The sequence below is a fragment of the Variovorax sp. NFACC27 genome, from assembly GCF_048301545.1.
In the GTDB taxonomy this organism is placed as follows: domain Bacteria; phylum Pseudomonadota; class Gammaproteobacteria; order Burkholderiales; family Burkholderiaceae_C; genus Variovorax; species Variovorax gossypii.
Window position 1 is genome coordinate 7,598,138 of record NZ_CP157613.1, and the last position, 26,732, is coordinate 7,624,869.

Sequence of the window (26,732 nt, forward strand, 5' to 3'; positions counted from 1 at the left end):
GCCGAAGGCCAGGCCATGCCCAATGCGCTCGAACTCACCGGCATCAGCAAGTCCTTCGACGGCTTCGCGGCCCTGACCGACGCCCACTTCGCAGCGCGCTGGGGCGAAGTGCACGCACTGCTGGGCGAGAACGGCGCGGGCAAGTCGTCGCTGATGAACATCGCGGCCGGGCTCTATGCGCCCGAGGCCGGGCAGCTGCTGGTGGACGACAACGCGGTGCGATTCGACGGCCCGCGCGACGCGGCGAAACACCGCATCGGCATGGTCCACCAGCATTTCAAGCTGGTGCGGCCGTTCACGGTGGCGCAGAACATCCTGCTCACCGCACCGCCGCCGGCCGAGTTCCAGAGCCATGGCGAGCGGCTGCGCGAGATCACGCGCGACATCCGCAACAAGGCCGCGGAACTGGGCTTCGACATCGATCCGTCGAAGCGCGTCGACGCGCTGTCGATCGCCGAGCAGCAGCGCGTGGAAATCCTCAAGGTGCTTCTGGCCGGCGCGCGCATCCTGATCCTCGACGAGCCCACGGCCGTGCTGACCGACCAGGAGGCCGCGCGCCTGCTGCAGACGGTGCAGGGGCTGGCGCGCAAGGGCGCCGCCGTGGTGCTGGTCACGCACAAGATGGCCGACGTGAAGACGTATGCCGACCGAGTGACGGTGATGCGCGGCGGGCACACGGTGGCCACGCTGCAGCCCGGCGAGGCATCGGTGGCCGAGCTGGTGAAGCTCACCGTGGGCGAATCGATTGCTGCACAAGGATTCCAGGCTTCGACCACATCGCGTGGCCCGGTGCGCCTCTCGGTGCGCGGACTTCGCACACCCGCCTCGCTCGAGGGCCGGCGCGTGCTCGACGGCGTGGACCTCGAACTGCACGCGGGCGAGATCTACGGCCTTGCCGGCGTCGGCGGCAACGGCCAGGGCGAACTGGCGGGCGCGATCATGGGCCTGCCGGGCGAAGCCACTGAAGGCGAGATCCGGCTCGAAGGCCACGGCGACCTGAAGACCATGGCCGCATCGGCGCGCCGTGGCATCGGCATCGCCGCCATTCCGGCCGACCGCTACGGGCTCGCGCTCGCGGGAGGCCTCTCGGTGGCGGAGAACTACGCCATCGGCCGCGTGCACACCGGTCGCTACGGCCCCGTGTGGCGCCTGCGCCGCAACCGCATCCAGAGCGACACGCAGGAAGCGGTGCGCGCCTTCGACGTGCAGGGCGTGCGCTCGGTCGCGCAGAAGGCCGCGCTGCTCTCGGGCGGCAACGCGCAGAAACTGGTGCTCTCGCGCGAGTTCGGCAAGTCGCCCACGCTGGTGCTCGCGCACAGCCCGAGCCGCGGGCTCGACGTGCGCGCCAGCGCCGAGGTGCATGCCCGCCTGCGCGCCGCGCGCGACAGCGGCGCCGCGGTGCTGCTCATCAGCGAGGACCTCGACGAGGTGCTGCAGCTCGCGGACCGCGTGGGCGTGATGACGCGCGGACGCATCGCCGGCGAGTTCGCCCAGCCCGCGGACCGGCAGGCCATCGGACAGGCGATGGTGGACCATGGCTGACGCATCCCTCATGGCCGACATGGCAGCTCCTTCTTCCAAGATTCCTTCTCCCATCGCCCACGAGGCACTGCGCGCGACGCAGCCGCTGGCCCGCCGCCGCTACGCGCTCGAGATCCGCCAGCACATGTCATGGCGCTGGCAGGCGCTGATCCTTGCGGCCGCCTTGCTCGCGGGCTTCGCCATCTCCGCCGCGATCCTCGTGGCGGCCGGCGTGCCTGCCGACGAACTCGCCAACGAGTTCGTGATACAGACCTTCTTCGACGGCCAGAACTTTCGCGCCGTGCTGTTCCAGGCCGCGCCGATGATCCTGGTCGGCCTCGCCGGCTCCATCGCGTTCCGCGCGCGCTTCTGGAACCTCGGGCTCGAGGGCCAGATGATCTGGGGCGCCATCGGCGCGACAACCATCTCGATGTGGCAGATCGGCCCCGAGAACCTGCGCCTGCCGCTGATGTTCGTCGCGGCCGTCGGCTGCGGCCTGCTGTGGGTGCTGGGGCCCGCGTGGCTCAAGCTGAAGCTCGGCGTGAACGAGATCATCTCGACGCTGATGCTCAACTACATGGCGGCCAACTTCCTGCTGCACCTGGTCTACGGCAGCTGGAAGGACCCGAAGGACAACTTCCCCTACTCGCCGCAGTTCCACGCCTTCGAGCGCCTGCCCGAGCTGGGTGCCGGCATCGGCAGCTCCATCCTGCTCGCGGGCGTCGTCGCGCTGCTGGCGTGGTGGCTGGTGAGCGTGAGCCGCGTGGGGCTCTACCTGCGCTTCGTCGATGCGAATCCGCGCGTGGCGCATGCCAACGGCGTGCCGGTGCGGCGCACGATCTACGGCGCGGTGCTGCTGTCGGGCGCGATGGCCGGGCTCGCAGGCTTCGCGGTAGCCGCGGGGCAGGAGGGGCGGCTCACGCAGGCCTTCTACCAGGGCTATGGCTTCTCGGGCATCCTCATCGCCTTCCTCGCGCGCAACAACCCGCTTGCGGCCACGGTGGTCGCGCTGCTGGTGGCGGCTCTCTTTGTCACAGGGCGCAGCCTGCAGGTGTTCTACCAGGTGCCATTCTCGATGGTGCAGCTCATACAGGCGGTGATCGTGGTGTGCGTGGCGTCGAGCGACTTCTTCATCCGCCACCGGCTGCGCCGCGTGGGTGGGGAGGCTTCGGCATGAGCGCCGCGCCGGGCCGCCCCAAGCAAGCTCGCGCCGCAGCGCGAAGCGCGGAGGCTTATCGATGAGCGGTGGCATCGTCCTGAACTGGCTGGCGAGCACGCCGGACTTCGCTGTGCCTTATGCATTGGCAGCGCTCGGACTCATCATCTGCGAGCGCGCGGGCGTGCTCGCGCTCGGCGCCGAGGGCCTGATGCTGGTCGGCGCGCTGGCTGGCATCGGCGCGCAGATCGTCATCGGCCAGCCGGCCGTGTCGCTGGTGCTCGCGATGCTGGCAGCCAGCGTGGTGTCGGTGCTGTTCGCGGTGATGGTGATCTGGCTGCGCGTGAACCAGGTGATCGCCGGGCTCGCGCTGGTGTTCTTCTGCCAGGGGCTCACGGCGCTGGTCGGCTCGATGGCCGAGTGGACCAACCATGCCACCGAAGGCATCGGCACGATGGGCCTGTGGCCGCTGTCGCTGCTGCCGGTCGTGGGCAGACTCTTCGAGCAGAACGCGATGGTATGGCTCACGCTGCCGATCTTCGGCGCGGTGGCATGGTTCTTCGCGCGCACTTCCGCCGGCCTGCGGCTGCGCGCGGTGGGCGAGAACCCGCAGGCGGCCGACGCAGCGGGCATCCGCGTGACGGCATGGCGCTTCGCGGCGGTGCTCGCGGGCTCGGCGCTCGTGGGGCTGGCGGGCGCCTACATCTCGGTGGTGAGCACCAAGCTGTGGATCGCGGGCATGACCGGCGGACGCGGCTGGATCGCCGTGGGCCTCGTGATCTTCGCGCGTTGGTCGCCGTGGAAGGCGCTGGTGGGAGCCCTTCTCTTCGGCTGCATCGAGGCGCTGATCCCGCAACTGGCCGCGGCCGGCGTGCAGCTGCCGCAGTACTTCGTGATGATGACGCCGTATGCGGTGACGCTCGGCGTGATGGTGTGGGTCGCGCTCTCTCGGCGCGGCGCCGATGAAGAGCCCGGTGCGCTGGGCCAACCCTATGTGCGGGAAGAACGCCGATGAAGGCCTGGGTCTACGACGAGGAGCGCGAGCTCGACACGGCGAAGTTCGCCGACTACCTGAATCCCGCGACCACCGCGATCGTCTCCATCGATATGCACCGTGGCCATCTCGACGACAGCCCCGACTGCCCCTGCCCCGCGCCGCGCGCACGCGACGTGGTGGCGCCCATCGACGGCTTCCACGACGCGGTGCGGGCTCTGGGCGTGCGCATCGTGCATGTGCGGTCGGTGCTGCGGCCCGGCGGGGTGGACGACATCAACGGCATTCCGTCCGCATGGCGCCGCACCTTTCCGCTGCACGTGGGCGAGATTCCGAATGCCGACGCGCATGCCATCGAGGGCTCGAAGTGGACCGAATGGGTCACGCGCGTGGAGCCCGGCGACATGCGCGTGGACGGCAAGCGCCGGCTCTCGGCCTTCTACCCGACCGACCTCGACTTTCTTCTTCGCAACCAGCGCATCGAGACGGTGGTACTCAATGGCGGCTTCACCGACTGCTGCGTTCTCAACACGGCCTTCGACGCCAGCAACCGCAACTACCGCGTGATCGTGCTGCGCGACCTGGTGCGCGGCACCGATGCGCACCTGGAAGGCGCGGCGCTGGCGATGGTGTCGCTGCACCTCGGGCTGGTGATGGATTCGCGGGAGCTGCTGCGCCAGTGGCGCGGCTGAAGCTCAGACCTGCACACCCAGCCAGCGCGCGGCCACAGCCGGCATGTCGCCCTGTGCGGACTCCCACACCAGTTCGGGTGCCGCCACATGCACGCCCGGCGGCGCGATGCGCAGCGCCACATCGACCAGCTCGGCCACCTTCGACGCACGCACCGGCTGCTCGCTGCTGGGCACCATGAAGCGCACGACCGACAGCATCCACGCGGCCACGCGCTCGAAAGGGTTGGCCAGCTTCGCATTCGCCGGCTTGCGAGCCGAGCGCACGAGGATCACGCGCTCGAAGCCGCAAGCCACCACGGCCTGCTCGTCGAGGCTCGCGAGCCCGCGCTTCAGCGCCTCGGGCAGCTTGCCCTGGTCGTGCGGCTGCACGATGGCCAGCGTCTGTACGCCGCAGGCACGCAGCCAGCGGGCCAGCTCAGGCAGGTCGGAGGGCTCGGGTACCCACAGCGCACGCTCGCGGTCGTGGTACAGCCTGGGCGGGTCGAAGGCGATGATGGCGGTGTGGGCCGAGGTGATCGGCCATTGCGCGATCGGCTGGGCCGGGCTGAGGTAGGTTTCCACGCCGCGCAGCCCGTCGCGGATCGGCTCGCGCGCCAGCACGCGGGTGTGCGCATGGCGATGGCTGCCGGCCAGCCGCCGCAGCAATTCGGCCCCCAGCGCCCCTGTGGCACCCGCAATCAGCAGCGTTCCGAAGGCGGAAGAGGCAAAGGGCAATACCGCACGATTGGCGGCTTGCAGGGCTTGTAGAGGATCGACGGGCATGGAGCCGTCTATGCTACCTTCCGCATCTTCTGCGGAGGTAATGCAAATGATGATGAAGCGCTGGCTCTTGATTCTCGCGGCGGTCCTGTCCCTGAGCGGCTGCGGCTACAACCAGTTCCAGTCCCTCGACGAGGCCAGCAAGTCGGCCTGGAGCGAGGTTCTCAACCAGTACCAGCGGCGCGCCGACCTCGTGCCCAACATCGTGGCCACCGTGAAGGGCGAGGCCAGCTTCGAGCAGGACACGCTCACCAAGGTGATCGAGGCGCGCGCCAAGGCCACCTCGATCCAGGTGACGCCCGAGACGCTGAACAACCCCGAAGCGTTCAACAAGTTCCAGCAGGCGCAGGGCGAGCTTTCTTCAGCTCTGTCGCGGCTGATGGTGGTGTCCGAGCGCTACCCCGACCTCAAGGCCAACCAGTCGTTCCGCGACCTGCGCGTGACGCTGGAAGGCACCGAGAACCGCATCACCGTGGCGCGCAACCGCTATATCGAAAGCGTGCAGGAGTACAACGTGCTCGCGCGCAGCTTCCCGACCAACATCACGGCCAAGGTCTTCGGGTACGCGACCAAGCCGAACTTCTCGGTGCAGAACGAGGCGCAGATTTCCACGCCGCCCACCGTCGACTTCAGCACCCCGAAGAAGTAGCTCTCCCCCCAGGCTTCGTGCACTTCGTGTCACTGCGCCAACCCCCTCGCCGGGGGCAACACCTGTGGCCCGGCAAAGCCGGTTCCGCGGTGTTCCTGGAATGGGTCGCGCGCGCGCTTGCAGCACTGGTCGCAGCCTGGATGCTGCTGGCGTCGGGTGGAGCGCTCGCGCAGGGCCTGCTGCCGATCCCCACGCTCACCGCGCGCGTGATCGACCAGACCGGCACGCTCGACAGCGCGCAGCGCAACGGCCTCGAGACCAAGCTCGCCGCCTTCGAGCAGCGCAAGGGCTCGCAGATCGTGGTGCTGATGGTGCCGACCACCGCGCCCGAAGACATCGCCAGCTACACGCAGCGCCTGGGCGATGCCTGGAAGATCGGCCGCAAGGACGTCGGCGACGGCCTGCTGGTGGTGGTGGCCAAGGACGACCGCAAGATGCGCATCGCCACGGCCAAGACGCTCGAGGGCGCGGTGCCAGACATTGCGGCCGCACGCATCATCGACGAGGAGATGAAGCCGCGCTTTCGCAACGGCGACTTCGCGGGCGGGCTGAACGCGGCGGTGGACCGGCTCATCGGGCTGGTCGACGGCGAGCCGCTGCCCGAGCCCTCGCGCAACACGGGCAGCAGCGGCGGCAATGAGGGCTTCGACTGGGAGAACCTCGCGATCTTCCTGTTCGTGGGCGTCTTCATCGGCGCGCCGATCGCGCGCGCCATCCTCGGCAAGAAGCTGGGCACGATGGTCGTGGGCGGCGGCGTGGGCGTGGTGGTGTTCTTCATCACCACCAGCATCGTCATCGCGGTGATCGCGGGTCTGGTGGCGCTCATCGTGTCGCTGATCGCGGGCACGGGGCGGCCGGGCGGCGGCGGTGGTGGCGGCTGGAGTTCCGGCGGCGGAGGCTGGAGCAGTGGCGGTGGCGGCTTCAGCGGCGGGGGCGGAGGCGGCGGTTTCAGCTCCGGCGGCGGTGGCAATTTCGGCGGCGGCGGCGCGTCGGGGGATTGGTGAACACGATGCAGACCATGAACGCGAAGCCGACCGACGCGGGCCTCTTCACGAAGCTGGGCCGCATCTGGCGCCATCGCTGGATCGACGAATCCGAGGTTCGCCGCGCGATTCCCCCGGCCGTACTGGAGCGCCTCGCGGGCCGCGTGAGCGCGAGCGAGCGGCGCCACAGCGGCGAGATCCGCATCTGCGTCGAGGCCGGCCTGCCGATGTCGTACCTGTGGCGCCATGCACCGCCGCGCGAGCGTGCCGTCACGCTGTTCGGCAAGCTGCGCGTGTGGGACACGGCACACAACAACGGCGTGCTCATCTATCTGCTGCTGGCCGAGCACGCCATCGAGATCGTGGCCGACCGGGGCATCGACGCGCATGTCGACAACGCCGAATGGGCTGCGATGGCGCAGCGAATGAGCGCGGCCTTTCGCGAAGGCCGCTTCGAGGACGGGCTCACGCAGGCGCTGGAAGAGATCTCCGCCTTGCTGGTCGAGCACTTTCCGCTGGCCGAGGGCGAGCTCGACGTGAACGAGCTGCCCGACGAGCCAGTCGTTCTCTGACTTCTTCACTCCCTCCCCCGCTGGGGGAGGGCGGGGGTGGGGGCACGCGGCGCCTCCATCGAGCGCCCTGCCTGCCCCCATCCCGGCCTTCCCCCAAAGGGGGAAGGAGCAAGAGTCACTCCTGGACCGGCAGCGCCCACACTGCATCACCGCCCACCGCATGAAAGCGCCGCCCCGGCGCCGATTCCATCAACCAACCGCCCGTGAACTCGCCGAAGGCCGGCAGCACGGCCTGCTGCTCGTCGCTCGCGAAGCACGGCAACCGCACGCTGTCGCGACCCCGCCCCTGGAGCCTGCAGACGGGATGCAGATGCCCCGCGAGCACGAAGTGCGTCGCATGCGTCTGCGGATGGTGGCAGCAGGCGAAAGGCCCCTGCAGGAAGGGCTCGTCGACCACCTCGATGTGAAGCGCCTCCGGTGGGTCGCCCGCGCGGCTGTCGTGGTTGCCGCGCACCAGCGTCATGGCGATGGCCGCATGGCGTACGCGCCAGGCCTCCACGGCGGCGAGCACCGTGCGCGCCTGGGCCGCATGCAGGAAGTCGCCGAGGAACACGATGCGCCGCGGCTCATGCCTTTCGAGCAGCGCATCGAGCCGCGCCAGGTTCTCCTGCGTGGTGCCGCCCGGCACCGGCTGGCCGAGGGCGCGGTAGGTTGCGGCCTTGCCCAGGTGCAGGTCGGCCACGAACAGCACGCGCTGCGCGGGCCACCAGAGTGCGCGCTCCGGCAGCAGGTGCAGCAGCTCGCCTGCCCAGTGGACGGCAAGCGGCGAAGCGGAGGTATCGGGAGAAGCCACGAAGCCAGTGTCGCAAAACCTGCGACCGCCTTGCAAAGGCCCTCCAGAGCCCCCATCTGCCGGCCATGACCGAATCGCCCCCGCTGCACATCGTCTGCCCGCACTGCCACACGACCAACCGCGTGCGCACGGCGCAGCTGGGCAGCGCGCCCGACTGCGGCAGCTGCCATCGCCCGCTGTTCACCGGCCATTCCACCGCGCTGGCGGACGCGGCCACCTTCGACCGCCACATCTCCCGCAACGAGATCCCGGTGCTGGTCGATTTCTGGGCGCCCTGGTGCGGCCCCTGCCGGCAGATGGCTCCGGCCTACGAGCAGGCCGCCGCCCAGCTGGAGCCCTACGTGCGGCTGGCCAAGGTCGACACCGAGGCGGTGCCCGCACTGGGCTCGCGCTTCAACATCCGCAGCATCCCGACGCTGGCGCTGTTCCGCGGCGGCCGCGAGGTGGCGCGGCAGGCCGGCGCGATGGGCGCGGCCGACATCGTACGCTGGGTGAAGGCACACGGCGCCGGCTGAAGACTCAAAGCGGTGGCAGCGGCCGGGAAGGCCGTGAGGGCCGCCTGCGGTCGCGCCGTTGGCTCACCGGCTTCGGCGGCTTTCCCGGCCCTTCCTGCCCGAAGGCCAGCGTTCCCTTCACGCGCTCCACGCCGCCGGCCGTGACCGCGCCGCCCGCAGCTTTTTCGAGCTGCTCGACCATGCGTGCAATGCGGTCGGCCACGTTCTCGTTCGACAGCTTCTCGCGGAACAGCTCGACCATCAACGGAAACGAAAAAGGCGTCGGCCGCGCGAGCGGTTTCAGCACCAGCTGCTGCGTGGCGATTCGCTCCAGGCTGGCGCGCAGCCGGCCGATCTCCAGCTCCTGAGAGAGCAGTTCCTGCTCGGCCTGCAGCAGCAGCCTGTTGCCGGGGTCGTACTTGCGAAACACCTCCCAGAACAGCGACGACGAAGCCTGCAGCTGCTTGCTGCTGCGCTTCTCGCCCGGATAGCCCTGGTAGATGAGACCCGACACGCGCGCGATCTCACGGAAGCGCCGCTGCGCGAGCTCGCTGGCGTTGAGCGAGGCCAGCACCTCGTGCAGCAGCAGTGCATGCGCGTCCTCTCCCTGCGGCAGCGCCAGCACCTGCGGCAGCAGCGCCGGCCAGTCGACCTCCGTCGCGCTCAACAGCTCGAAGCCGTAGTCGTTGACCGCGATCGAGAAGGTCCGCGCCTCGTGCTGCGCGATGCGCCAGGCCAGCAGGCTCGCGAGCCCGAGGTGCACGTGCCGGCCAGCGAAGGGATAGAGGAACAGGTGCGAGCCCTCGCGCGTGCTCAGCGTTTCGGCCAGCAACGTTTGCGGCGTGGGCAGTGCCGACCACTGCTGCTGTATCTCGAGCAGCGGACGCACGCACTGCAGCTCCGGCGAGTCGTAGCGACCCTCGCCGGCTTGCGCGAGCTGCTGCACCACCGCATCGGCCAGCGTGTTCGACAGCGGCATGCGCCCGCCGCCCCATCGCGGCACCGCGGCCCGCTTGCCGCTCGCGCGCCGCACCCAGGCCGTCATGTCGTGGATGCGCACCAGCTCCAGCATGCGGCCGCCGAAGAGAAAACAGTCACCGGCCTTCATGCGCGCGACGAAGCTTTCCTCCACGTTGCCGATCTTCGAGCCGCCGAGGTACTGCACCGAGATGCTCGCGTCGCTCACGATGGTGCCGATGTTCATGCGGTGCCGCCGCGCGAGCCGCGCATCGGGCACGCGCCAGACACCCTCGGCATCGGGCACCACGCGCTTGTAGTCCGGATAAGCCGCGAGCGATGGCCCGCCCTGCGCCACGAACTCCAGGCACCACTGCCAGTTCTCGCGCGAGAGGCCTTCGTAGGCGGCTGTGCCGCGTACCTCCTCGTACAGCTCGTCGGGTACGAAGCCGCCGCCCAGCGCCACGGTCACCAGGTGCTGCACCAGCACGTCGAGCGGCTGCTCGGGCGAGTGGCGCGCCTCGATGTGCCCTGCCGCGATGGCGGTGCGCGCGGCCGAGCCTTCCACCATCTCGACGCTGTGCGTGGGCACGAGCGTGATGCGCGAAGGCCGTCCCGGTGCGTGGCCCGATCGGCCCGCGCGCTGCAGCAGCCGCGCCACGCCCTTGGGCGAGCCGATCTGCAGCACGCGCTCCACGGGCAGGAAGTCCACGCCAAGGTCGAGGCTCGAAGTGCAGACCACCGCCTTCAGCTCGCCGCTCTTCAGGCCCAGCTCCACCCATTCGCGCACCTCGCGGTCGAGCGAGCCGTGATGCAGCGCGATCAGCCCGGCCCACTCCGGTCTGGCTTCCAGCATCGCCTGGTACCAGATCTCTGCCTGCGATCGCGTGTTGGTGAAGACCAGCGTGGTGCTGCTCGCGGCGATCTCCTCGATCACCTGCGGCAGCATCGTGAGGCCGAGATGCCCACCCCAGGGAAAGCGCTCGGCGACGCCGGGCAGCAGCGAATCGACCACCAGCTTCTTCGGCACCTGCCCTTGCACGAGCACGCCGTCTTCACGGCCCAGCAGGGCATGCATCGCCTCGTGCAGGTTGCCCAGCGTGGCCGACATTCCCCAGATCGCGAGGCCCGGGCTCCATCGCTTCAGCCGCGCGAGCGCGAGCTGCACCTGCACCCCGCGCTTGTTGCCCAGCAGTTCGTGCCATTCGTCGACCACCGCCATGCGCACATGCCCGAGCACCTCGCGCGCATCGGCACGCGCGAGCATCAGCGAAAGGCTCTCGGGCGTGGTGACGAGCACCGTGGGCAGGCGCTGGTTCTGCGCGTTGCGCTCGGCCGAAGTGGTGTCGCCGCTGCGCGCGCCGGCACTCCATGGATGCACTTCGGCACCGAGGGCTTCGAGCGCCTGCTGCAGCGCGCGCAGCGTGTCGGCCGCCAGTGCGCGCATCGGCGTGAGCCACAGCACGGTGAGCGGCTCGGCAACGGGCCGTGCGTTTGCGTTCGCCTTGCGCGCCCGTGCGAAAGCCTGCAGCGCCCCGAGCCACACGGCATACGTCTTGCCCGCGCCGGTGGTGGCATGCAGCAGGCCCGACCTGCCATCGGCAATGGCCTTCCAGACCTCGCGCTGGAACTTGAACGGCTTCCATCCGCGCGCGGCGAACCACGCATCGAGCGCGGCCTTGACCGCCCTGCTCCTTCCCCCTTTGGGCGAAGGTCGGGATGGGGGCAGACGGCCTTGAGCGGGCCGCGCACTGTTCGAACGCCGCGTGCCCCCACCCCAGCCCTCCCCCAGCGGGGGAGGGAGGAAGACAGGTCCTGCGACTTGTTCATGTGGGCAACAACGCCGCCAGCGTCTGCAGGCTGTCGGCCTCTTCCACCGGCTTGTCCTCGCGCCAGCGCAGCATGCGCGGAAATCGCACCGCGATGCCGCTCTTGTGCCGCGTGCTGCGCGCGATGCCCTCGAAGCCGAGTTCGAACACCAGCGTGGGCCTGACGCTCTTCACCGGCCCGAAGCTCTCCACGGTGGTCTTGCGGATGATCGCGTCCACGCGCGCCATCTCGGCATCGGTCAGGCCGGAGTAGGCCTTGGCGAAGGGCACGAGCTTGCGGTCTTCCTGCCCGGGCGGGCCGTCCCACACCGCGAAGGTGTAGTCGCTGAAGAGGCTCGCGCGCCGGCCGTGGCCGCGCTGCGCGTAGATCAGCACCGCGTCGACGCTCAGCGGATCGATCTTCCACTTCCACCACACGCCCACGTCCTTGGTGCGGCCCACGCCGTACTGCGCGTCGCGGCGCTTGAGCATCATGCCTTCCACGCCCATGGCGCGCGCCGCTTCGCGCTGGCGCGCGAGGTCGGGCCAGTCGGGTCCGGTGAGCATCGGGCTGGGCAGCAGCGAGGGGTGCCGCATGCGCTCGACCAGTTCGTCGAGCAGCGCGCGGCGCTCCGACTGGGGCCGCGCGCGCAGGTCGCGCCCTTCCCATTCGAGGATGTCGTAGGCCAGCAGCACCACCGGTATGTCGCGCAGCAGCTTCGCGCCCAGGGTCTTGCGGCCGATGCGCTTCTGCAGCTCGGCGAAGGGTTGCACGCGGCCTTCGCGCCACACGACGATCTCGCCGTCGAGCACGGTGCCGTCGGGCAACGCCTCGCCGAGCGCGGCGAGTTCGGGGAAGCGCTCGGTCACCAGTTCCTCGCCGCGCGACCACACCCATGCGGCGCCCGCGCGCTTCAGCAACTGCGCGCGGATGCCGTCCCACTTCCATTCGACGATCCAGTCCTGCGGCGGGCCCAGCACCGCGTCGAACTGCTCTAGCGGCAGGTTGAAGGGATGCGCGAGGAAGAAGGGATACGGCTGGCCGCTGGTCTTCTGTTCCTGCTCCGCGCCCGACTCGGGCGCGACGAGCGCCTGGTAGTCGGCGGCCCGAGGCCTCCCGCCGATGTGCGTGTAGCCCATGAGGCGCTGCGCGACGCGCTTGGCGTCGATGCCTCCTACAGCCGCCAGCGCCTGCGTGACCTGCAGCTTCGACACGCCGACGCGGAAGGCGCCGGTGATGAGCTTGAAGTACACCAGCCGCTCCTCGGGCGCGAGTTGGCGCCATTGCGCGCGCAGGCGGTCGGCGAGCTCGTCGGGCGCGCTCTTCGCGGCATCGCGCAGCGGCAGCAGGTGCTGTTCGACCCAGCCTGCGAGGCCGAGATCGTGCGCCTCGCTGGGCGGCGGCAACAGCAGCGCGATGGTTTCGGCGAGATCGCCCACGGCGTCGTAGCTCTCGTCGAACAGCCACTCGGGCAGGCCCGCCGCCTCCTGCGCGAGCAGGCGCAGCAGCTTGACCGGTACCAGCTGGCGCGGCTTGCCGCCGGCGAGGAAGTAGACGGCCCAGGCGGCATCCGCCGCGTCGGCCTCGCGCAGGTAGCGTTGCAATGCCGCCTGCTTGGCGAGGCTCGAGGTGCTGGCGTCGAGCTCGTGGTACAGCGCGGCGAAAGCCTTCATCTCACGCCTCCGCCCCCTGGTCGTCCTCGTCGCCGTACTCGGTCCTGAAGGCCTGCGCGTCGAGGCCGTTCTCGCCGAGCCACCGCACCATCACCTGCACGCTGCCGTGCGTGACGAACACACGCTCGGCTCCCGTGCCGGCGATGGCCTGCTGCAGGCCGGGCCAGTCGGCGTGGTCGGACATCACGAAGCCGCGGTCCACGCCGCGCCGCCTGCGCGTGCCGCGCAGCTGCATCCAGCCGCTCGCGAAGGCGTCGGCGTAGTTGCCGAAGCGGCGCATCCACGGCGAGCCCTGCGCCGAGGGCGGCGCGAGCACCAGCGAGCGCTTCAGCAGCGCGGCATCGACACCCGCGTCGTCCGCGCGCAACGTGGGCGGCAGCGCCACGCCGGCCGCGCGGTACACGGCATTGAGCGGCTCCACTGCACCGTGCACGACGATGGGCCCGATGCTCGCGTCCACGCCGTGCAGGATGCGCTGCGCCTTGCCGAAGGCGTAGCAGAAGAGCACTGATGCGCGTCCCGCCTCTGCATTCGCACGCCACCATGCGTCGATCTGCGAGAACAGCTCGGCCTGCCTGGGCCAGCGATAGACCGGCAGGCCGAAGGTCGACTCGGTGATGAAGGTGTCGCATGGCACCGGCTCGAAGGGCGCGCAGGTGCCGTCGGGCTCGGTCTTGTAGTCGCCCGAGGCCACCCATACGCGCCCGCCGTGCTCGAGCCGCACCTGGGCCGAGCCCAGCACGTGTCCCGCCGGATGCAGCGAGACGCGCACGCCGTGGTGCTCGATCACCTCGCCGTAGGGCAGCGTCTGCAGCGGGATGTCCTGGCCGAGGCGCGCGCGCAGCGTGCCGGCGCTGTCGGTGTGGGCCAGGTAGTGCGCATGCCCCGGGCGCGCGTGGTCGGAATGCGCGTGCGTGATGACGGCACGCGCCACCGGCCGCCACGGATCGATGTAGAAATCGCCGGGCGGGCAGTACAGGCCCTCGGGCCTGGCGACGACGAGGAGGTCTTCTTCCTGCTTTGCGGGAGGCATGGCACGCCATCGTAGGCGCTGCCGAGGTTTCGCGCCGCCGAACGGCGGGCGCGAAGCGTTGTGGGCTGGCTCCTACCCTACGGACGCTTCGGGCGGTTCTTCATCATGTCGAGCACGTTCATCTTCATGCCGTTGGGCATGACCATGTCGCCCGGCTTCTGGTCGGCCTTGCAGGGGCCGATCCAACGGGCTTCCATGGCGCTCGTGCCTTCGGCCCGGCCCATCAGCGGCGGGCTGTAGGTCGACTTGCTTTCCATGCGGTAGGCGGTGTTGAAGTCGCCGCTGATGACCGCATGCGAGGTGGCCACCGTGTTGCCGATCTTGCAGACCGAGTCCATGACCAGCTTGCCGCCGTCGGTGCGCAGCTCCTGCTTCGAGCACATGTCCTTGCCCATGCCCTGGCCCATGTCGCGCATGGCCTTGTCGGTGGCGGCGTCGATGCACTGCTGCATGGTGTGGGTGCCGCCGCCGGGGCTGGCGCCCTTGCCCGTGGCTTCACCGGTCTGGGTCTGGATCTCCCAGAGGCCGGGCTTGCGGGCGGGGAAGTCGAGCGCGAACGCCGGGCCCGCGACGATACCGGCCACGATGCAGGTCACGACGGCGGAAAGGCGAATCTTCATGGCGGACTCCCGCTCCTTCGGATGGCGAAGCCCGGGTTGTACCTTGCGCGCCGCCGCGTTGGAATACCGCGATCGGCCTACGCCTGCGCCCCGGGTCGTTGCCGCGTGGCGATGCCGAACGCCACGCCCAACGCAAAACCGCCCAGCACGTCGATCAGCACATGCTGGCGCACCGCCATCGTCGAATAGACGATGCCCACCGCCCACGCCACGTTGGCGACGCGCAGCCAGGCCGGCGCGCCCACCGCGCGCAGCTGCCTTGCCAGGGCGACGCAGGTGAACACCGAGAACGAGACATGCAGCGAGGGAAAGGCATTGCCGGCCGAGTCGACCATCTTGAGGAACTGCAGCGAGGTGCCCGGCGTGGTCTCGACCACGAAGTTGGGAATCGCCGTGGGCATGAACCAGAACACGAGCAGCGCCAGCACCGTCATGGCCGCGCAGCCCAGCGAGAAGCCTTGCAGCTCGCGCATGTCCCTGGCCAGCAGCACGGGCAGTGCGATGTAGCCCCAGAGCGAGAGATACACCGGCAGCAGCCACGGCCAGAAGGCGATCAGCCGGTCGATGGGCGTGAGCGGCAGCACCCAGGCCTGGCCCGCGTTCTTCATGATCCAGAAGTACAACGGAAAGAAGCCGAGCGTGGCGACGGTGTTGCCGACCAGCTTCAGCGGAAACAGCGTGATGCTGCGCTTCCACAGGGCCGCAAGCCACGGCGGCACCCTCGACGAAGACGATGCGGAAGAGGACGACGGAGAAGAAGAGGTGACGTCGGACGCGGGAGGTGTCATGGAGGCCCGGGCAACGCGCCGCGCGCTACCAGGGCGTCCACTTTAATTCGCTTTTCGCCGAAGCCACCGTGCGTTCGATGAAGCGCACGCCGCGCGCGCCGTCCTCGACGCGCGGATAGTCCGCAGCCAGTGGATCGGCCGGCAGGCCCGCGAGCCTGGCGCGGATGTCCGCCGCCACGCCCGCGTACACGTTCGCGAAGGCCTCGATGAAGCCTTCGGGGTGCCCCGCCGGCAGCCGGCTCGCGCGCTTCGCCGACTCGCACAGCCAGGGCGCGCCGCGCGTGAGCACCTGCAGCGGTCCGTCGTGCGGCAGGTGCACCAGCCGGCTCGGCTGCTCCTGGTGCCATTCGAGCGTGCCCAGCGTGCCTGACACGCGCAGGCGCAGGTCGTTCTCCAGGCCGGTGTTGATCTGCGAGGCGATGAGCACGCCGCGCGCGCCGCCTTCGAAGCGCAGCAGCAGGCTGCCGTCGTCGTCGAGCATGCGGCCGGGCACCAGCGCACCCAGGTCGGCGCAGAGGCTTTCGATGCGCAGCCCGGTGACGGTGGCCACGAGGTTCTCGGCATGCGAGCCGATGTCGCCGATGGCGCCGGCCGCGCCGCTGCGCGCGGGGTCGGTGCGCCAGTCGGCCTGCTTGTTGCCGCCGCTGGCCTCGACATGGCTCGCGAGCCAGCCCTGGTTGTATTCGACGACGACCTTGCGCACCTCGCCGATCAGGCCCGAGCGCACCATCTCCCGTGCCTGCCGCACCATCGGATAGCCGGTGTAGTTGTAGGTGACGCCGAACACCGTGCCCCGCTTGGCCACTGTGGCGACCAGCGCGTCGGCCTGCTCGCGCGTGTGCACCAGCGGCTTGTCGCACACCACGTGGAAGCCTGCTTCGGCGAAGGCCTGCGCCACCGGAAAGTGCACGTGGTTGGGCGTGACGATCGACACGAAGTCGATGCGCTCGCCCTCCGGGCGCTTCAGCTCGTCGGCCAGCAGCGCCTGCCAGTCGCCGTGGTTGCGGTCGTCGGCCAGGCCGAGGTCGCGGCCCGAGGCGCGCGCCTTCTCGGGGCTGGACGAGAGCGCGCCCGCGACGAGCTCGATCTGCCCGTCGAGCGCCATGGCCTTGCGGTGCACGGCGCCGATGAAGGCGTCGCGGCCGCCGCCGACCATGGCGTAGCGCAGTTTGCGAGGAGGTGTGTCTGTCATCGATCGTCTCGGCGTTTCCGGAAACTGTTCCCTCTCCCCTTGGGGAGAGGGCTGGGGTGAGGGTGGCGGCATTTGCGCACGCACCGTTTTCGCCGTCGCCGCAGGCCCTCACCCCAACCCTCTGCCCAGAGGGAGAGGGAGCAAAGCAGGCCCGCCGCTTCAGAACATCAGAACGGCGAGTTCGGGTGGTAGAAGTCCTTCGCGTTTTCCTTGGTGATCAGCACCGACGGAATGATGGTCGTCGCCGGCAGCTTCTCGCCCTTCAGGCGCGCCTCGGCCGTGAGCTTGATCGCGTCGTAGATGAACTTGGGCGAGTAGCTCACGTCGGCCGTGATGCGCTTGTCCTTGCCGTCCATGATGGTCTTGACCATGTCCTTGGCGCCAGCGCCGCCGAACACGATCTTGATGTCGTCGCGCTTGGCCTGCGAGATGGCCTTGAGCACGCCCACGGCCATGTCGTCGTCGGCGGCCCAGATGGCGTCGATGTTCTTGAAGCGCGTCAGGTAGTCCTGCGTGACCTTGAAGGCGTCGTCGCGGTTCCAGTTGGCGTACTTGGCGTCGAGCAGCTTGATGTCGGGACTGTTCTTGAGCACGGCATTGAAGGCGTCCATGCGCTCGTTGTCCAGCGTGGTCGCGATGCCGCGCAACGCCACCACGTTGCCCTTGCCGCCGAGCTGCTTGACGATGTATTCGGCCGGGATCTTGCCGAAGGCCGTGTTGTCGCCGGCAACATAAGCGTCTTGTGCGCTGGTATCGGTGAGGCCGCGGTCGACCACGGTGACATAGGCGCCCTTGGCCTTGACCTGCGCGACCGGCTTGGTCAGCGCGGCCGACTCGAAGGGAAACACGACCAGCGCGTTGATCTTGGTGACCGTCGAGAGGTCCTGCAGCTGGTTGGCCTGCTCGGGCGCATTGGCGGCCGTCTTGATGGTGATCTTCAGGTCCTTGTGTTCCTTCTCCAGGTCCTTCTTCGCCTGGTTGGCCCAGTAGTTGATGCCGCCCATGAAGCTGTGCGTGGCCGCGGGAATCGAAACGCCGAGGTTGACCTTCTCCGCGGCAAGCGCGGGCAGGCTGGCGAACGCTGCGGCGGCAACCGCCGTGAGTGCGAGGCGTCGGGTGAAAGTCGTCATGCTGGATGTCTCCTCTTGGTTGATGGAACGGAACGGGAAAGAACTAGCGCCGGCCGCGTTGAAGGAACGCGACGATGATGATCACGAAGCCCTGCACCGCCGCGTTGAGGTACACGCTGATGATGCTCGTGAGGTTCAGGATGTTGCTGATGACCGAGAGCAGGATCGCACCCACCACCGTGCCGGTGATGCTGCCCGCGCCGCCCTTGAGCGCCGTGCCGCCGACGATCACCGCGGCGATGGCTTCCAGCTCCCACAGCAGGCCGGTGGTCGGCGAGGCCGAGCCCAGGCGCGGCACGTACAGCAGCGTCGCGATGCCCACGCACACGCCGAGCAGCACGTAGGTGAGGATCTTCACGCGGTCGACGTCCACCGCCGCGTAGCGCGCCACCTGCTCGTTGGAGCCGATGGCCTGCACGTAGCGACCGTAAGCCGTGCGGTTGAGGATGAGGCCGCCGACGACGGCGACGATCACGAACACCCACACCGGCACCGGAATGCCCGCGAGGCTCGCGTAGTACACGGGCGCGTAGAGGTCCGACAGCTCGTTGTCGAGCGTGAGTGCGCCGCCGTCGGCGAAGTACGTGAGATACGCGCGGAAGATGCCCAGCGTGCCCAGCGTCACGATGAAAGGCTCGATGCGGCCCTTGGTGATGAGCAGGCCGTGCGCGAGGCCGAACACCGCGCCGAGCACCACGGCCAGCACTGCACCCATCACCACCGCCAGCAGCGGCGAGCCCGAGGCCGGCCCGGCCCAGTTGATGAACATGATCACGCTGCCCGCGATGAGCGCGGCCATCGAGCCCACCGACAGGTCGATGCCGCCCGAGATGATCACGAAGCACATGCCCACCGCGATGATGCCGATGAAGGCCGTGCGCGTGAGCACGTTCATCGCGTTGTCGAGGGTCGCGAAGTCGCCGTTCAGCAGCGTGCCGGCGATGCACAGCAGCACCAGGCCGATGACGGGCCCGAGGCCATGCAGGCGCTCGGTCCAGCGCGGCTTGGTCTCGCTGCGGTGCTGCTGCTGCGCGGCTTCAAGCGTGCGCGGCGGTTGTGTCTGCTGTTCCGGTGGCATGAGCGATGAGCTCCTCTTCTGTCAGATGGTCGGCGTCGAGCGTGGCGACGATGCGGCCCGCGCGCATCACCGCGACGCGGTGGCACAGGCCGATCAGCTCCATCAGTTCCGACGAGACGACGATCACCGCGAGCCCTTCGCGGGCGAGTCGCTGGATCAGGAAATAGATGTCGCGCTTGGCGCCCACGTCGACGCCGCGCGTGGGCTCGTCGAGCACCACCACCTTCGGCCGCGGCTGCAGCACCTTGGCGAGCGCGAGCTTCTGCTGGTTGCCGCCCGACAGCGACGAGGCCTTCACGTCGAGCGAACCGGTGCGGATGCCGTAGTCCTTCACCGCCTCGGCCAGCGCGCCGCGCTCTGCCTCGGGCTTGAGCCAGGGCTGGGCATAGCGCTCGAGCGCCATCAGCGTGAGGTTCTGGCGCAGGCCGAAGTTGACGTGCAGGCCCTTGCCCTTGCGGTCTTCGCTCAGGTAGGTGAGACCGTCCCTTGCCGCCTCACGCGGATTGCGCCAGCCCTTGCCGTGCGGCACGGGCTTGCCGAGCATCTCGACGCTGCCGCCGCTCGCGGGTCGCAGGCCCAGCAGCCCCTCGAAGAGCTCGGTGCGGCCGGCACCGACGAGGCCCGCGAAGCCGAGGATCTCGCCGGGGCGCACCTCGAAGCTCGCGTCCTGCGCCCAGCCGGGCACGCTGAAGCCTTGCACGCGCATGGCGGGCGCGCCGGTGGCAGTGACCGCATCGCGGGGTGGATAGAGATCGGCCAGCTCGCGGCCCACCATCAGGTTGGCCATCTGCTGGCGCGTGACGTCGGCCGTCGGGGCACGCGCGACGAAACGACCGTCGCGCATGACGATGACTTCGTCTGTCACCTGCTCCACTTCGTCGAGCTTGTGCGAGATGTAGACGATGGTGACGCCGTCGGCGCGCAGCTGGGCGATGAGCTTGAACAGGCGCTCCGTCTCGCCGGGCGTGAGCGTGGCCGTGGGCTCGTCCATGACGAGCAGGCGCGCGCGGCGGGCGATGGCTTTCGCGATCTCGACGAGCTGCTTCTCGGCGACGATCAGCTTGCGCACCTTGGTGCGCGGGTCGATGTTCAGGCCGACGGCCGCGAGCGCGGAGGCGGCGTCGCGCTCCATGGCGGCGTCGTCGAGCAGCCAGCCCTTCTTCTTTTCGTGGCCGAGGAAGATGTTCTGGGCAACGTTCAAGTCTTCGGCGAGATTGAACTCCTGGTGGATCAGCACGATGCCGAGCGCCTCGGCGTCGCGCGAGCTCGCGAACTGCTGCGGCGTTGCGTTGATCTTCAGCGTGCCGCCGGTGGCCGACTCGTAGCCGGACAGGATCTTCATCAGCGTGGACTTGCCCGCGCCGTTCTCGCCGAGCAGGCCGTACACGCGGCCGGGCGCGAGCGCGAAGCTCACGCCGTGCAGCACCTGCACGGGGCCGAATGCCTTCACGATGCCGTCGAACTCGACGGCGACGCTGCCTTTGTGGATTACCGCAGCGCTCGTCATGGCGCCACCCCGCGGGCCTTCAGCGTTTCCTGCATCGCGAGCACGCCGGCGCCGACCAGGCCGCCCTGCATGCCCAGCGGCGTGTACTGGATCTCCAGGTGCCGCGTGGAGAGCGCCAGCGAGCGCTGGTAGACGCTCTGCCGCACGGCAGCGAGAAACAGCGGCCCGATGCGCGTGATGCCGCCGCCGATGAACACATGCGACGGATTGAAGAAGTTGACGACCGACGCGAGCATCTGCCCGATCAGGCTGCCCGCGCGCTGGATGATGGCGTTGGCGGCCGTGTCGCCGCCGCGGCTGGCCTGGCCGACGTCGACGGCATCGATGCGGCCGTACAGGCGCAGGACTTCGGCCAGCGCGGCGCTCTCGCCGGCTTCGGCAGCCTGCACCGCCATGCGCGTGATCGCCGGGCCGGCGGCCATGGCTTCCACGCAGCCGAGGTTGCCGCAGTGGCAGCGCGGGCCTTCCTGGTCGACGCAGATGTGGCCGACGTCGCCGGCCGAACCGGCGGCGCCGCGGTACACCTCGCCGTGGCACACGATGCCGCAACCGATGCCGGTGCCGATCTTGATGACGAGGAAGTTCTGCAGCGAGCGCCGCAGGCGCCACAGTTCGCCGAGCGCCATCAGGTTCACGTCGTTGTCGACAAAGACGGGCGCCGCGTAGTCCTCGCGCAGGTAGTCGCGGATCGAGAAGCTGTCCCAGGCGGGCATCAGCGGCGGATTCACGAGCTGGCCGATCTCGAAGTTGACCGGGCCGGGCACGCCGATGCCGATGCCGAGAACGTCTTTCGCGGTGTGGCCGCAGTTGGCCAGCAACTCGCGCATGAGCGTGCGCACGCGGGCCAGCACGACAGCGGGGCCTTCGCGCACATCGGCCGGTTCATCGTGTTGCGCGAGCACGCTGAGGTCCGGGCGCAGCACGGCCACGTCGAGGCTGGTGGCGCCGATGTCGACGCCGACGAGCACGCCGAGTCCGGAATGAAGCTGGAGGTTTTCGGGGCGGCGTCCGCCCGAAGAGCGCTGCAGGCCGGCTTCGGCGAGCAGGCCCTGGTCCACGAGGCCGGCGATCAGCCCGTTGGCCTTGCTCTTGGAGAAGCCGAGCTGCTCTGCCATGGCATGCCGCGAACCGCCGGCCGACCAGAAGGTCGTTTCCAGCAGCCGCATTTCGTCCGCAGTGATGCCACTCCAGGGTGCCACGCGTCTTGTCTCCGGTGTTCTTTGTCCTGGCCCGGCAGCGGCAGCCGCCGGACGAAGGCGAATACTAGGTGGCGGGCTTCAGCCGGACAAGGCCGAACTTCGACCTTGTTCAGACCGAAGATAGACGGTTCGAAGATGAATGGACGAAAAAAAGCCGCCTGGGAGGCGGCTTTCTTCTTCGTTGCTTCGACGATGGGCTGGAGGCCCGACTTCGATTACTTCTTCTGACGGTACTTGCGCAGCGCCGCGATCTGGGCGGCCATCACGGCCAGCTCCGACTGCGCCATCGCGATGTCGATGTCGCTCTTCGCGTTCTTCAGCGCTTCTTCGGCGGCGGCCTTGGCCTGGTTGGCCTTCTCGTCGTCGAGGTCCTTGCCGCGGATCGCGGTGTCGGACAGCACGGTGACGGCGTTCGGCTGCACTTCGAGAATGCCGCCGGCCACGAAGACGAACTCTTCCTTGCCGTCGGCGGTTTCGATGCGCACGGCGCCGGGGCGGATGCGCGTGATCAGCGGGGTGTGGCGCGGGAAGATGCCGAGCTCACCGGCTTCACCGGGCAGCGCGACGAACTTGGCTTCGCCCGAGAAGATCGACTCTTCCGCGCTGACCACGTCCACATGAATGGTGCCTGCCATGGTGATTCCTTCTTAAGCGACCTTCTTGGCCTTCTCGAACGCTTCGTCGATGGTGCCGACCATGTAGAACGCCTGCTCGGGCAGGTGGTCGGCTTCGCCGTTCACGATCATCTTGAAGCCGCGGATGGTTTCGGCCAGCGGCACGTACTTGCCGGGCGAGCCCGTGAACACTTCGGCCACGTGGAACGGCTGCGACAGGAAACGCTGGATCTTCCGGGCGCGGGCCACGGCCAGCTTGTCTTCGGGAGCCAGTTCGTCCATGCCCAGAATGGCGATGATGTCGCGCAGTTCCTTGTAGCGCTGCAGCGTGCCTTGCACGGCGCGGGCCACGTTGTAGTGCTCTTCGCCGACCACGTTCGGGTCGAGCTGACGCGAGGTCGAGTCCAGCGGGTCCACGGCGGGATAGATACCGAGCGAGGCGATGTCACGCGACAGCACCACGGTCGAGTCCAGGTGGGCGAAGGTGGTGGCGGGCGACGGGTCGGTCAAGTCGTCGGCAGGGACGTACACGGCCTGGATCGAGGTGATCGAGCCGACCTTGGTCGACGTGATCCGCTCCTGCAGGCGGCCCATTTCTTCGGCCAGCGTCGGCTGGTAGCCCACGGCGGAAGGCATGCGGCCCAGCAGAGCCGACACTTCGGTACCGGCCAGCGTGTAGCGGTAGATGTTGTCCACGAAGAACAGAACGTCACGGCCTTCGTCGCGGAACGACTCGGCGATGGTCAGGCCGGTCAGCGCCACGCGCAGACGGTTGCCCGGGGGTTCGTTCATCTGGCCGTAGACCATGGCCACCTTCGAGTCCTCGAGCTTCTCGAGGTTCACGACGCCGGAGTCGGCCATCTCGTGATAGAAGTCGTTGCCTTCGCGGGTACGTTCACCCACGCCAGCGAACACCGACAGACCCGAGTGAGCCTTGGCGATGTTGTTGATGAGTTCCATCATGTTCACGGTCTTGCCCACGCCGGCGCCACCGAACAGACCCACCTTGCCGCCCTTGGCGAACGGGCAGACCAGGTCGATAACCTTGATGCCGGTTTCCAGCAGGTCTTGCGAGGGCGACAGTTCGTCGTACGCGGGAGCCTTGCGGTGGATGGAAGCGGTGAGCTCCTGGCCCACGTCGCCGCGCTCGTCGATCGGACGGCCGAGCACGTCCATGATGCGGCCGAGGGTGGCCTTGCCGACCGGCACGGTGATGGGAGCGCCGGTGTTGGTCACGACCAGGCCGCGACGCAGGCCGTCGGACGAGCCCAGTGCAATGGTGCGCACCACGCCGTCGCCGAGCTGCTGCTGAACTTCGAGGGTCAGCCCGCCGCCTTCGAATTTCAAGGCGTCGTACACCTTGGGCATCTGGTCACGCGGGAACTCCACGTCGACCACGGCGCCGATACATTGGACAATTTTTCCTTCAGCCATGGCGTTTCCTTCTGGATGGATCTCAATAAATTTGCGACAGGTTCTTGCAGAAGCGTCCTGGTGCCAAAACGGGCCGCTTTTGCAAGAATGCCGGCGGGGCCGGCACCCTTGAATGTCCTGCTGTCAGTTTCCCATCAGCACTTCATGGCCGTCGCCTGGGCGGCGAAGGCGTCGGAAGCAGCCTTGCAGGCCTGGCCCAGCGCGGCCTTGTCCGCGCCCATCGAAGCCCAGGTGGCCTTCGTCTGGTCGAGGCTTGCCTTCATGGCGTCGGCAGCAGCACCGCTTTGCGCAGCGACGCAGGTCTGCACCTTGGCCAGGTAGTCGTTGCATTCCTGCGGCAGGTCGGCGGCGGAAGCCGTCGGTGCTGCGGCGGGAGCTGCCGCCGGCGCTGCTGCCGGAGCAGGCGCGGGAGCCGGAGCGGGCGCAGCAGGTGCAGCGGCGGGAGCAGCCGGTGCAGGTGCGGGCGCCTCTTCCTTCTTGGAGCAGGCGGTCAGAGCGGCAGCAACAGCCACCAGAGCAAGCATCTTCTTCATTTTGCGCAGAGTCCCCTAAAAAAGGCCTTGGGTTACCAGGCGCGCGGAGCGCACCCGATCAGCAACGCGGCCTGTTGCATTGCCTCAATCAAACGCCTGCAGCCGCAGCCGCGCCGGACACGATTTCCGACAGTTCCTTCGTGATGCCGGCCTGGCGGGTCTTGTTGTAGACCAGCTTCAGCTCGTTGATCACGTTGCCTGCGTTGTCGGTCGCGGCCTTCATGGCCACCATGCGCGCCGAGTGCTCGGACGCCATGTTCTCGGCCACTGCCTGGTAGACCAGGGATTCCACGTAGCGCACCAGCAGCTCGTCGATCACGCTTTGCGCGTCGGGCTCGTAGATGTAGTCCCACGAGTGATGTCCCGACTCGGTCTGCAGCGTCTCGGCCTTCAGCGGCAGCAGCTGCTCCACCATCGGCTCCTGCTTAATGGTGTTGATGAACTTCGTGTAGCACAGGTACACGGCCGACAGCTTGCCTTCGGCGTAGGCGTCCAGCAGCGTCTTGACCGGCCCGATGAGCTTGTCCAGATGCGGCGTGTCGCCCAGCTGCGTCACATGGGCCACCACGCGGGCGCCGATGCGGTTCAGGAAACCCAGGCCCTTGTTGCCGATGGCGACCGACTCGACCACGCTGCCCGCGGACTGCGCTTCGCGCAGCTTGCCCGTGACGGCACGCAGCAGGTTGGTGTTCAAGCCGCCGCACAGGCCCTTGTCGCTGGTCACGATGATGAAGCCGACGCCCTTGGCGTCGTTCGTCTTCATGAACGCGTGGGTGTACTCCGGGTTCGCCTTGCCGAGGTTGGCCGCGATGTTGCGGATCTTTTCGCTGTAGGGGCGAGCGGCGCGCATGCGTTCCTGCGCCTTGCGCATCTTGGAAACCGAGACCATTTCCATGGCCTTGGTGATCTTCTTGGTGTTTTCCACCGATTTGATCTTGCCGCGGATTTCCTTACCAGCTGCCATGAGAGCTCCTTCTTGCGTCGATCAAGGGTCGATCAGGCGAACGACTTCTTGAACGAGGTCACGGCGGCCAGCAGTTCGGCTTCCGATTCCTTGTCGAGAGCCTTTGCCTTCTCGATCTTGTCGAGCAGCGCGGCGTGGCTGGACTTCAGGAACTGGTGCAGGCCATGTTCGAACGGCAGCACCTGCTTGATCTCGAGGTCGTCCATGAAGCCCTTGTTCACTGCGAACAGCGACGCGCCCATCAGCGAGATCGGCAGCGGGCTGTATTGCGGCTGCTTCAGCAGTTCGGTCACGCGGGCACCGCGGTCGAGCTGCTTGCGGGTGGCTTCGTCGAGGTCGGAAGCGAACTGCGCGAACGCAGCCAGTTCACGGTACTGGGCCAGGTCGGTACGGATACCGCCGGACAGGCCCTTGATGATCTTCGTCTGGGCCGACGAACCCACGCGCGACACCGAGATACCGGCGTTGATGGCGGGGCGGATACCTGCGTTGAACAGGTTGGTTTCCAGGAAGATCTGGCCGTCGGTGATCGAGATCACGTTGGTCGGAACGAACGCGGACACGTCGCCGGCTTGCGTTTCGATGATCGGCAGTGCGGTCAGCGAACCGGTCTTGCCCTTGACCGCGCCCTTGGTGAAGGCTTCGACGTAGTCGGCGTTCACGCGGGCCGCGCGCTCGAGCAGACGGCTGTGGAGATAGAACACGTCGCCGGGGTAGGCTTCGCGGCCCGGCGGGCGGCGCAGCAGCAGCGACACTTGACGGTAGGCAACGGCCTGCTTGGACAGGTCGTCATAGACGATCAGCGCGTCTTCGCCGCGGTCGCGGAAGTATTCACCCATCGTGCAGCCCGAGTAGGCCGACACGTACTGCATGGCGGCCGATTCCGAAGCGGAAGCAGCGACCACGATCGTGTAGTCCATGGCACCGGCTTGTTCCAGTGCGCGCACCACGTTCTTGATCGACGAAGCCTTCTGGCCGATCGCAACGTAGACACAGGTCATGTTCTGACCCTTCTGGTTGATGATCGCGTCGATGGCCACGGCCGTCTTGCCGGTCTGGCGGTCGCCGATGATCAGCTCGCGCTGGCCGCGGCCGACGGGCACCATCGAGTCGATGGACTTCAGGCCGGACTGCATCGGCTGGTCGACCGACTTGCGGGCGATCACGCCCGGCGCGACCTTCTCGATCACGTCGGTCATCTTGGCGTTGACCGGACCCTTGCCGTCGATCGGCTGGCCCAGGGCGTTCACCACGCGGCCGATGAGCTCGGGGCCCACGGGCACTTCCAGGATGCGGCCCGTGCACTTGACGGTGTCGCCTTCGGAGATGTGCTCGTACTCGCCCAGAATCACGGCGCCGACCGAGTCGCGCTCGAGGTTCAGCGCGAGGCCGAACGACGGCGTGCCGTCAGCCGTGGGCGGGAACTCCAGCATTTCGCCCTGCATCGCGTCGGACAGGCCGTGGATGCGCACGATACCGTCGGTCACCGACACCACGGTGCCTTCGTTGCGGATGTTGGCGCTGACCCCGAGGCCCTCGATGCGGCTCTTGATCAGTTCGGAAATTTCTGCGGGATTGAGTTGCATGA

Annotated in this window: 25 protein-coding genes; 8 read left to right on the plus strand and 17 right to left on the minus strand. The window is 68.4% G+C overall.

All coding sequences use genetic code 11. From position 1 onward, the window contains the following. Window positions 1-15 precede the first annotated feature (15 nt). The 4 genes from ABL840_RS35590 to ABL840_RS35605 all read left to right on the plus strand — a co-directional run bounded on the left by ABL840_RS35590 (window position 16) and on the right by ABL840_RS35605 (window position 4,363). Complete coding sequence (locus ABL840_RS35590; RefSeq protein ID WP_093306933.1) at window positions 16-1,542, plus strand: ABC transporter ATP-binding protein; 1,527 nt, start codon at window positions 16-18, stop codon at window positions 1,540-1,542. After that, window positions 1,535-2,698, plus strand: a complete 1,164-nt coding sequence (locus ABL840_RS35595; protein WP_418116113.1) for an ABC transporter permease — start codon at window positions 1,535-1,537, stop codon at window positions 2,696-2,698. Before ABL840_RS35590 ends, ABL840_RS35595 begins: the two co-directional genes overlap by 8 nt. Before the next feature lie 61 nt (window positions 2,699-2,759). Continuing rightward, window positions 2,760-3,692, plus strand: coding sequence for an ABC transporter permease (locus tag ABL840_RS35600; RefSeq protein ID WP_093206395.1), 933 nt, complete (start codon window positions 2,760-2,762; stop codon window positions 3,690-3,692). Next, window positions 3,689-4,363: a cysteine hydrolase family protein gene (locus tag ABL840_RS35605; protein ID WP_093306932.1), complete on the plus strand. Its 675-nt coding sequence runs from the start codon at window positions 3,689-3,691 to the stop codon at window positions 4,361-4,363. The genes ABL840_RS35600 and ABL840_RS35605 overlap by 4 nt, the downstream gene beginning before the upstream one ends. Window positions 4,364-4,366: 3 nt before the next feature. On the opposite strand, the gene ABL840_RS35610 is transcribed toward ABL840_RS35605, so the two are convergent. Further along, window positions 4,367-5,125: a hypothetical protein gene (locus tag ABL840_RS35610; protein ID WP_093306931.1), complete on the minus strand. Its 759-nt coding sequence runs from the start codon at window positions 5,123-5,125 to the stop codon at window positions 4,367-4,369. A 46-nt stretch (window positions 5,126-5,171) separates the two neighbouring features. Here ABL840_RS35610 and ABL840_RS35615 point away from each other — a divergent pair, with 46 nt between their 5' ends. The 3 genes from ABL840_RS35615 to ABL840_RS35625 all read left to right on the plus strand — a co-directional run bounded on the left by ABL840_RS35615 (window position 5,172) and on the right by ABL840_RS35625 (window position 7,326). Beyond that, window positions 5,172-5,771, plus strand: a complete 600-nt coding sequence (locus ABL840_RS35615) for a LemA family protein (RefSeq protein ID WP_418116114.1) — start codon at window positions 5,172-5,174, stop codon at window positions 5,769-5,771. 140 nt (window positions 5,772-5,911) lie between these two features. After that, the gene (locus ABL840_RS35620; protein WP_093307001.1) at window positions 5,912-6,775 is read left to right on the plus strand and encodes a TPM domain-containing protein; all 864 of its coding nucleotides are present in this window, start codon (window positions 5,912-5,914) and stop codon (window positions 6,773-6,775) included. Between the two features lie 5 nt (window positions 6,776-6,780). Continuing rightward, window positions 6,781-7,326: a TPM domain-containing protein gene (locus ABL840_RS35625; protein WP_093307000.1), complete on the plus strand. Its 546-nt coding sequence runs from the start codon at window positions 6,781-6,783 to the stop codon at window positions 7,324-7,326. A 115-nt stretch (window positions 7,327-7,441) separates the two neighbouring features. Here the strand turns inward: ABL840_RS35625 and pdeM are convergent, their stop codons facing one another. Further along, window positions 7,442-8,119: a ligase-associated DNA damage response endonuclease PdeM gene (gene pdeM, locus ABL840_RS35630; protein ID WP_093306930.1), complete on the minus strand. Its 678-nt coding sequence runs from the start codon at window positions 8,117-8,119 to the stop codon at window positions 7,442-7,444. Window positions 8,120-8,184: 65 nt separating this feature from the next. Between pdeM and trxC the strand changes: the two genes are divergently transcribed. Beyond that, the gene (gene trxC / locus ABL840_RS35635; RefSeq protein WP_093306929.1) at window positions 8,185-8,634 is read left to right on the plus strand and encodes a thioredoxin TrxC; all 450 of its coding nucleotides are present in this window, start codon (window positions 8,185-8,187) and stop codon (window positions 8,632-8,634) included. A 4-nt stretch (window positions 8,635-8,638) separates the two neighbouring features. Here the strand turns inward: trxC and ABL840_RS35640 are convergent, their stop codons facing one another. The 15 genes from ABL840_RS35640 to atpA form a co-directional block, all read right to left on the minus strand. Beyond that, window positions 8,639-11,362 carry a ligase-associated DNA damage response DEXH box helicase gene (locus ABL840_RS35640; protein ID WP_418116385.1) on the minus strand — a complete coding sequence of 908 codons (2,724 nt, stop codon included), beginning with the start codon at window positions 11,360-11,362 and terminating at the stop codon, window positions 8,639-8,641. A 34-nt stretch (window positions 11,363-11,396) separates the two neighbouring features. Next, entirely contained in the window at window positions 11,397-13,052 is a 1,656-nt protein-coding gene (locus ABL840_RS35645) for an ATP-dependent DNA ligase (protein WP_093306928.1), read from the minus strand. A 1-nt stretch (window position 13,053) separates the two neighbouring features. After that, entirely contained in the window at window positions 13,054-14,085 is a 1,032-nt protein-coding gene (locus tag ABL840_RS35650; protein ID WP_093306927.1) for a ligase-associated DNA damage response exonuclease, read from the minus strand. Between the two features lie 77 nt (window positions 14,086-14,162). Continuing rightward, entirely contained in the window at window positions 14,163-14,705 is a 543-nt protein-coding gene (locus ABL840_RS35655; protein WP_093306926.1) for a DUF3617 domain-containing protein, read from the minus strand. A gap of 77 nt (window positions 14,706-14,782) precedes the next feature. Next, the gene (locus ABL840_RS35660; RefSeq protein ID WP_418116115.1) at window positions 14,783-15,493 is read right to left on the minus strand and encodes a phosphatase PAP2 family protein; all 711 of its coding nucleotides are present in this window, start codon (window positions 15,491-15,493) and stop codon (window positions 14,783-14,785) included. A 25-nt stretch (window positions 15,494-15,518) separates the two neighbouring features. Next, window positions 15,519-16,685, minus strand: coding sequence for a Gfo/Idh/MocA family protein (locus ABL840_RS35665; RefSeq protein WP_093206386.1), 1,167 nt, complete (start codon window positions 16,683-16,685; stop codon window positions 15,519-15,521). Window positions 16,686-16,852: 167 nt separating this feature from the next. Continuing rightward, entirely contained in the window at window positions 16,853-17,815 is a 963-nt protein-coding gene (locus tag ABL840_RS35670) for a substrate-binding domain-containing protein (RefSeq protein WP_093206385.1), read from the minus strand. A 43-nt stretch (window positions 17,816-17,858) separates the two neighbouring features. Next, window positions 17,859-18,893 carry an ABC transporter permease gene (locus tag ABL840_RS35675; RefSeq protein WP_093206384.1) on the minus strand — a complete coding sequence of 345 codons (1,035 nt, stop codon included), beginning with the start codon at window positions 18,891-18,893 and terminating at the stop codon, window positions 17,859-17,861. Continuing rightward, on the minus strand, window positions 18,853-20,400 hold the full coding sequence (locus tag ABL840_RS35680; protein ID WP_093306924.1) for a sugar ABC transporter ATP-binding protein: 1,548 nt from the start codon (window positions 20,398-20,400) through the stop codon (window positions 18,853-18,855). The genes ABL840_RS35675 and ABL840_RS35680 overlap by 41 nt, the downstream gene beginning before the upstream one ends. Beyond that, entirely contained in the window at window positions 20,397-21,566 is a 1,170-nt protein-coding gene (locus ABL840_RS35685; RefSeq protein WP_093306923.1) for an ROK family protein, read from the minus strand. The genes ABL840_RS35680 and ABL840_RS35685 overlap by 4 nt, the downstream gene beginning before the upstream one ends. 248 nt (window positions 21,567-21,814) lie before the next feature. Further along, entirely contained in the window at window positions 21,815-22,234 is a 420-nt protein-coding gene (locus ABL840_RS35690) for a F0F1 ATP synthase subunit epsilon (protein WP_019657634.1), read from the minus strand. A gap of 12 nt (window positions 22,235-22,246) precedes the next feature. After that, window positions 22,247-23,647 carry a F0F1 ATP synthase subunit beta gene (atpD, locus tag ABL840_RS35695; RefSeq protein ID WP_093206381.1) on the minus strand — a complete coding sequence of 467 codons (1,401 nt, stop codon included), beginning with the start codon at window positions 23,645-23,647 and terminating at the stop codon, window positions 22,247-22,249. 134 nt (window positions 23,648-23,781) lie between these two features. Continuing rightward, window positions 23,782-24,180 (minus strand): hypothetical protein, encoded by a 399-nt coding sequence (locus tag ABL840_RS35700; protein ID WP_093206380.1) that lies wholly within the window; start codon window positions 24,178-24,180, stop codon window positions 23,782-23,784. Between the two features lie 88 nt (window positions 24,181-24,268). Further along, window positions 24,269-25,144, minus strand: coding sequence for a F0F1 ATP synthase subunit gamma (atpG, locus tag ABL840_RS35705; protein WP_093206379.1), 876 nt, complete (start codon window positions 25,142-25,144; stop codon window positions 24,269-24,271). A 32-nt stretch (window positions 25,145-25,176) separates the two neighbouring features. After that, window positions 25,177-26,730: a F0F1 ATP synthase subunit alpha gene (atpA, locus tag ABL840_RS35710; protein WP_093206378.1), complete on the minus strand. Its 1,554-nt coding sequence runs from the start codon at window positions 26,728-26,730 to the stop codon at window positions 25,177-25,179. Between the last annotated feature and the right edge of the window lie 2 nt (window positions 26,731-26,732).